Consider the following 5,441-nt stretch of genomic DNA (forward strand, 5'->3'; position numbering starts at 1 on the left):
GCACGCCCCGGATGCGGTCGAACACCGACCACATCGCAAAGCCCTTCAGCGCCAGGATGATGCGCGCGCCCGTCTCGCGCTGCACGCGATCGAGCACGGTGAGGTTGGCCAAAAGCTTTTCCTCCTCCAGCACATAGGCTGGAGAGGGGGCCTGAGATAACCAGTCGAGTAGGGTGGCTTCGTTCACATCCGGGAATATATCCGCCGATTCTTCTCAATGATAGATTTTATGCTGGGCTGCCAAATGTAGGACTCCAGACTAGCAGAATGATCTGTCTGGTCTGGAAAGAAGTTGAGGAACAAGAAGTTAAGTACCTATCGGCTTCGCTGGGTAATTTTGTGTTTCTGCGTGGATGAGACAGCGACTCAGGCAGCAGGTATTGCTGGGCCTGAACCGGAACACGACAAACCGCTGGTACGGGATGTTTCGTCAGGCGATTTTTTTCCATCAGGAGGCGCTGAAGGAAGTCTTGGTGGGTCGAGTGGAAGTGGACGATAGCTATTACTTTGGCGCGAGTCGTGTTCGAAACTTTCATGGAAATCCGAAGCGAGGGCGAGGCAGGAGCAAGCAGCCGGTGTTCGGGATTTTCGAGCGCGAGGGGCGTGTGTATCCCGAGATTGTTCCAGACTGTCGCAAGGCCACATTACTGTCGGGGGTGTCAGGCAAGGTTTCGGTGAAGATCGTGATTACAACGATGGTTGGCGGGGCTACAATGGCTTGGTGGATGTTGGCTATTCCAAGCCCTTCCGCGTTTATCACGGGGCCAATGAGTTTGTCAGGGATGGCCACTGTCACATCAATGGCATCGAGCCGTTTTGGAGCTTCACCAAGCGGCGACTGGCCAAATTCAATGGCGTCAAGGCCAACTTTGAGCTACATAATATAGCTCGGAGGAGGTCACGGTGACTGGCTAGCGTTACACGGAAGAGTTCGAGATCTAAGCGGTTAAACAGGTCGTTGATCGAGGCTACTCGGTCTATTCGGTGTTCGAACGATTGGGCATCAGCACCAAGAGCCTGTATGACTGGATCAAGCGGTATAGTGATCCAGCATCTGATTATCACCCGATCACTGCACAGCAGCAGGAGACCAGGGAGCATCAGTCTGACTATCCTGTGCGGATGCTTGGCCGTGTCTTGTGGGGAAAACCGAGCGTGTCAGTTACACATAACCTGTCCTGAGCAGTAGCACGACAGTTGTTCGGATTGAGGATCACCGATGGAGGCGATCATCGATGCGGAGAGTGGAGCTGCTCCAGGAGGTCAGGAAGATGAGGTTTCTGAAAGCGCATGCTTGCTGGCAGCGAAGCTATCTGACGCAGCAGGGCGCGAGCTGTTGGTCATGAGCGGGAGGAATTTCCTTCGCTATATTGATCAGTATCGGGAGGAGGGTGGGGTCTGCTGCACAAGCACCTTGAGCGGGTGCCAAATCGTAAGCTGACGCAGTTTGGTCGTATCTGACCGAGCATTACATGCTGGTGTCCAGTGAGGAGCTTTTTGGTTGGGGCTGAAGCTTAGAGGAACGCATTCAAGATCGGGTTTGGGCGCGTGGACAACATCCTGTGCGAGAAGCACGAGCCGGTGGCGGGACAGGGCAACCCTGGGCATGAAGCTTCAAATCCGGCGGACCGGTATCGCTGCCATTACGTCAAGGCCAGGGTGCGCGTGCATCGCTACCCGGCTGGCGACATGGCCATCTTCCATGGCCCGCGCCTGCTGGCAAGCTACGAGAGCACAGGCAAACTCAACATGGTTGGCCAGTAAAGGGATGACAATAAACATTCAGGCCTCTATAATCAAAGGCGAGGGAAGTCATGAAGTGCGCTCGCTGTGGTCATGAATGTAGGGATGAAAGCCGGTTCTGTGATAAGTGCGGCGAGCCTCTGTTGGCAGAAAATCACTGTCCCCGATGTGGCATGGATGTGGTTGACGGAGCTCGTTTCTGTTCCGGCTGCGGCATGAGGCTGGGTGCCGAGAAGCAGCAGTCCAAGCATGAATATGAGAAAGATATTGAACGTCGTTTTATTACTGTGATGTTCTGTGATTTGGCAAATTCAACCATGCTTTCTGAGGCAATGGATCCGGAGGAATTCAGGGAGTTGATTCAGGAAGTTCAAGGTCAGTGTGCTGAATCGGTCAAAAAATATGATGGGTGGATTGGCAAGTTTCTGGGAGACGGATTATTGATTTATTTCGGCTATCCAAAGGCTCATGTGGATGATCCTGCCAGAGCGGTGTATAGCGGTTTGGAGATGATTCGATCTGTCCAGTCCATGTTGACTGCCAAAGTCTCACGATATCATGTCGAATCGGGCCTGCGGATAGGCATCCATTCAGGTCTCGTTGTGGCTGGTGAGCTGGAAGGAGGGGAATGGAGCGAGCAAAAAGCGATTATTGGAAAGACTCCTAACATGGCGGCGCGCCTTCAGGCGGTCGCCAGACTGAATAGTGTAGTGGTCAGCAATGAAACACGTGAACTTGTTCAGCACCTGTTCGATTTGGAGTCGTTAGGCTACCATGAACTTAAAGGGATAGAGAAAAAAGCGGAGGTATTCTTAGTCAAGGGTGTAAGAAATATTCATGGTCTCGATGGTAAAAGGAGAGTAGCACCTTTTATCAATCGGAAAAATGAGATGGCGCTCATTGAGCAAAGCATGGCACATACGGTTCATGGTCGATCCCAATGCATGGTGATTGCCGGGGATGCCGGAATAGGGAAAAGCCGGCTGATTGAGGAATGCATAAGGAAGATTTTCAACAACAGACTCAGGACCATCCTGATCCAGGGTAACGAATTTGCTACTCATACCCCATACTATCCCATGAAGGAATTCATCCATGCCTGGCTGGACTTGCCCCATGATGCCCCTCATGCCGATATTATTCAGGGGATAGCTGACCTTTTGACTAGGAACGAGGCGGGGAAAGGGGCGCTTCCCCTGTTCCTTGATATCATGGGCGTGCCAAGAGAGGAATCCCCGCTGGATCTAGAAATGGCTGCGAAAAAAAAGAAATCATTTTCCATGCCCTGACAACCATAATTCTGCGGCAGGCCGAACGTTTTCCACTTTCCATTGTTATTGAGAACGCAGAATGGCTTGATGCATCTACTTCCGAATTTGTTTCTCATCTGTTAAAGACAATGAAAGGCCATGCCATTCAGGTGCTTCTGACAACGCGAAGTGTTGATCAGCTTCCCTTTTCTCAGGAAGGATGGTGGAATGTTTTATCTTTATCCGGCTTGCCTAATGTGGAATGCCTCAGTCTGATCGATGCGCTGGATATAGACCATAGGCTGTCCGATTCCATTCGATGCGAAATCATCAATAAGAGTGGAGGTGTACCATTCTTTATTGAGGAAACAGTAAAGTCTTCTTTGCTAAAAGGTGGCAAACTGGAATCCATTCCACCAACCCTGATGGGAGCTCTCGCGATGAGGCTCGACATGATGGGGAGTCTGAAATATCTGGTTCAGGCTCTATCCGTGATAGGAATGGAGTTCTCCGTGTCTCTGGTCGAACAGCTTGCTGATTTCGAAAGAGATATTCATGCCAGCCTCGGGAAACTGATAGAACTGGGGATTCTGCAAAGAAAAACGAATTCGGACAAAGCTGTGGTTCTTGAGTTTTCAAGTGGTCTGATGAAAGATGCAGCCTATCAGTCGCTGTTGTTGAAAAAACGGAAACACCTCCATCAGAAGGTGGCCAAAATCCTCACTGAGGTGAAGGCAAGTGTGTATCCACCAGCAATCCCTGAAGTCATTGCTTATCATTTTCAGCAAGGCGGGTTACCTGAAAGAGCCATTGATTTTTGGATCGATGCAGCCAAGAGAGCGACTCAGATCTATGCCTATTCGGACGCCAGTCGATACTATGAGCTGGCGTTGGATTGTCTGAAGGGAATTGACCGGAAAGATAAAGAAGATCTGCGTCTGAATCTGTTGATTGCACGGGGCACCAACCTGATGCTGAAATCTGGGTTTGCTTCCAGAGAAGTCGGGGAGACTTTCAGTCAGGCTTACGAACTCTGCCAAAAGACGAAAAGAGTTTTGCCGGAAGTTCTGTATGGTTTGGCTGTATATTTATTGACACGAGGTCAGTATCGCAAATGCAGCATCATTGCTGACAGAATGATTGCATCTTCCTCTCGAATATCGGACGAAGAAGTTGCGGCAACAGGTCACCGTCTCATGGCCTTATCATCCCTTTGCCTCGGGGTATTGACGGAAGCAAAGGAGCACTATTACCTTCTGAAAGTCAACGATAGTCCGCAATTCAGAAAAGAAGTCTCGATCCGTTTTGGAGGGGTTGACCCCTACTCTTCATCCATCATTTTTGAGGCCATGGTCGACTGGCTGGAAGGGAGGGATCCGAAGGAATCCATGCAACAGGCATTGCTGGAAGCAGGGGCTTTCGTTTCACCCAGTAACCATGTCTATGTGTTGTCTGTATCCTGTTTGATTGGCATGCTTCAAGGAGATGTTGATGGAGTGAGGAAGCGAGCAGTTAAGGCTATGGAGCTTGCCGAGAAACACAGCTTTCAACTCTATCTCGGCTGGCATCAAATCATGCTGGGGTGGGCGAAATGCACAAGCGATTCTCTTGGTCAGGGATTAAGAATGATGCAAAAAGGGATAGAGTTCTGCAACAGAACCGGGGCACTATTGTTTATGCCGTATTGGCTAGCTGTGTTCGCCGACATTCTGCTTTCTGCTGGAGCTTCTGAGAACGCAAGAAAAATACTGGATAAGTCTATTCATTTGGCGTCAACCCATGAAGAAAAGTGGTGCGGGACCTATCTTTCGTTGGTCAGAGGCAAAATCATATGTGAAATGGAAGGTAGAGAAGCGGCAACCAAGGTTTGGTCAGAGGCATTGGAGGCGGCCAAAACAGGTAAGTGCATAGGGTTTAATGCAATGCTAGAAAAAGTTCTGGCTGAGAGTTAGGAAACCTCAGAACAACGACGGCTTTTCGTCTCATTTGGCCAAGCCAAGCAAGAAAGCGTCGCAAGGGGTGGATTCTTGCCTCGTGATTTCCGGTTGTTCGGCCCTGATCTGGCCTTTTCCGCCTCCAGCTCCGGGCTTCCTTCCTCCATGACCCTGCGCCAGCCCGGCCGCACGGCGACATGCTATGTCACATCAGGCCCGTCATGCTCCTTCCGCTTGTGAATGCCCGCATACCCGGCTGCTCGCGCGCATCGAATCCCTGGCAAACGATCCGCACCCTGCCGAGGGACGTCCATAAAATGCTGTAAATTGTAGGAGACCATCGTGGATCTCGATTCCGTAGGGTTGCGTTAGTGAGAAACCAATCCGAAGGAGGAGACACCACGATGACCGATTGCGAAGTGAAGCTGAACAAGGACGCGATGTCCAATCTGATGACGAGCAAGGATGGTCTTGCGAAGCTGATTGAGGAGATTCTGAACCAGGTTCTGGAAGC

At 50.7% G+C, this 5,441-nt stretch carries 6 protein-coding genes and 1 pseudogene; 6 read left to right on the forward strand and 1 reads right to left on the reverse strand.

What is annotated here, in order from left to right; genetic code table 11:
- On the reverse strand, positions 1-187 hold a 187-nt coding region (locus D6694_02855), incomplete at its 3' end, for a carboxynorspermidine decarboxylase (GenBank protein RMH46933.1).
- Positions 188-292: 105 nt separating this feature from the next.
- Between D6694_02855 and D6694_02860 the strand changes: the two are divergent.
- The 6 genes and pseudogenes from D6694_02860 (at position 293) to D6694_02885 (ending at position 4,945) form a co-directional block, all read left to right on the forward strand.
- Positions 293-907 (forward strand): annotated as a pseudogene (locus D6694_02860) (IS1595 family transposase).
- A 77-nt stretch (positions 908-984) separates the two neighbouring features.
- Entirely contained in the window at positions 985-1,182 is a 198-nt protein-coding gene (locus D6694_02865; protein RMH46934.1) for a hypothetical protein, read from the forward strand.
- A gap of 37 nt (positions 1,183-1,219) precedes the next feature.
- Positions 1,220-1,441 (forward strand): hypothetical protein, encoded by a 222-nt coding sequence (locus tag D6694_02870; protein ID RMH46935.1) that lies wholly within the window; start codon positions 1,220-1,222, stop codon positions 1,439-1,441.
- Between the two features lie 92 nt (positions 1,442-1,533).
- Positions 1,534-1,764 carry a hypothetical protein gene (locus tag D6694_02875; GenBank protein RMH46936.1) on the forward strand — a complete coding sequence of 77 codons (231 nt, stop codon included), beginning with the start codon at positions 1,534-1,536 and terminating at the stop codon, positions 1,762-1,764.
- Positions 1,765-1,814: 50 nt separating this feature from the next.
- A complete protein-coding gene (locus D6694_02880; GenBank protein RMH46937.1) occupies positions 1,815-3,032 on the forward strand; it encodes a zinc-ribbon domain-containing protein in 1,218 nt (405 codons plus the stop codon).
- 110 nt (positions 3,033-3,142) lie between these two features.
- A complete protein-coding gene (locus D6694_02885) occupies positions 3,143-4,945 on the forward strand; it encodes a hypothetical protein (protein RMH46938.1) in 1,803 nt (600 codons plus the stop codon).
- Positions 4,946-5,441: the final 496 nt, after the last annotated feature.

The organism is Gammaproteobacteria bacterium (assembly GCA_003696665.1).
Taxonomy (GTDB): Bacteria; Pseudomonadota; Gammaproteobacteria; order Enterobacterales.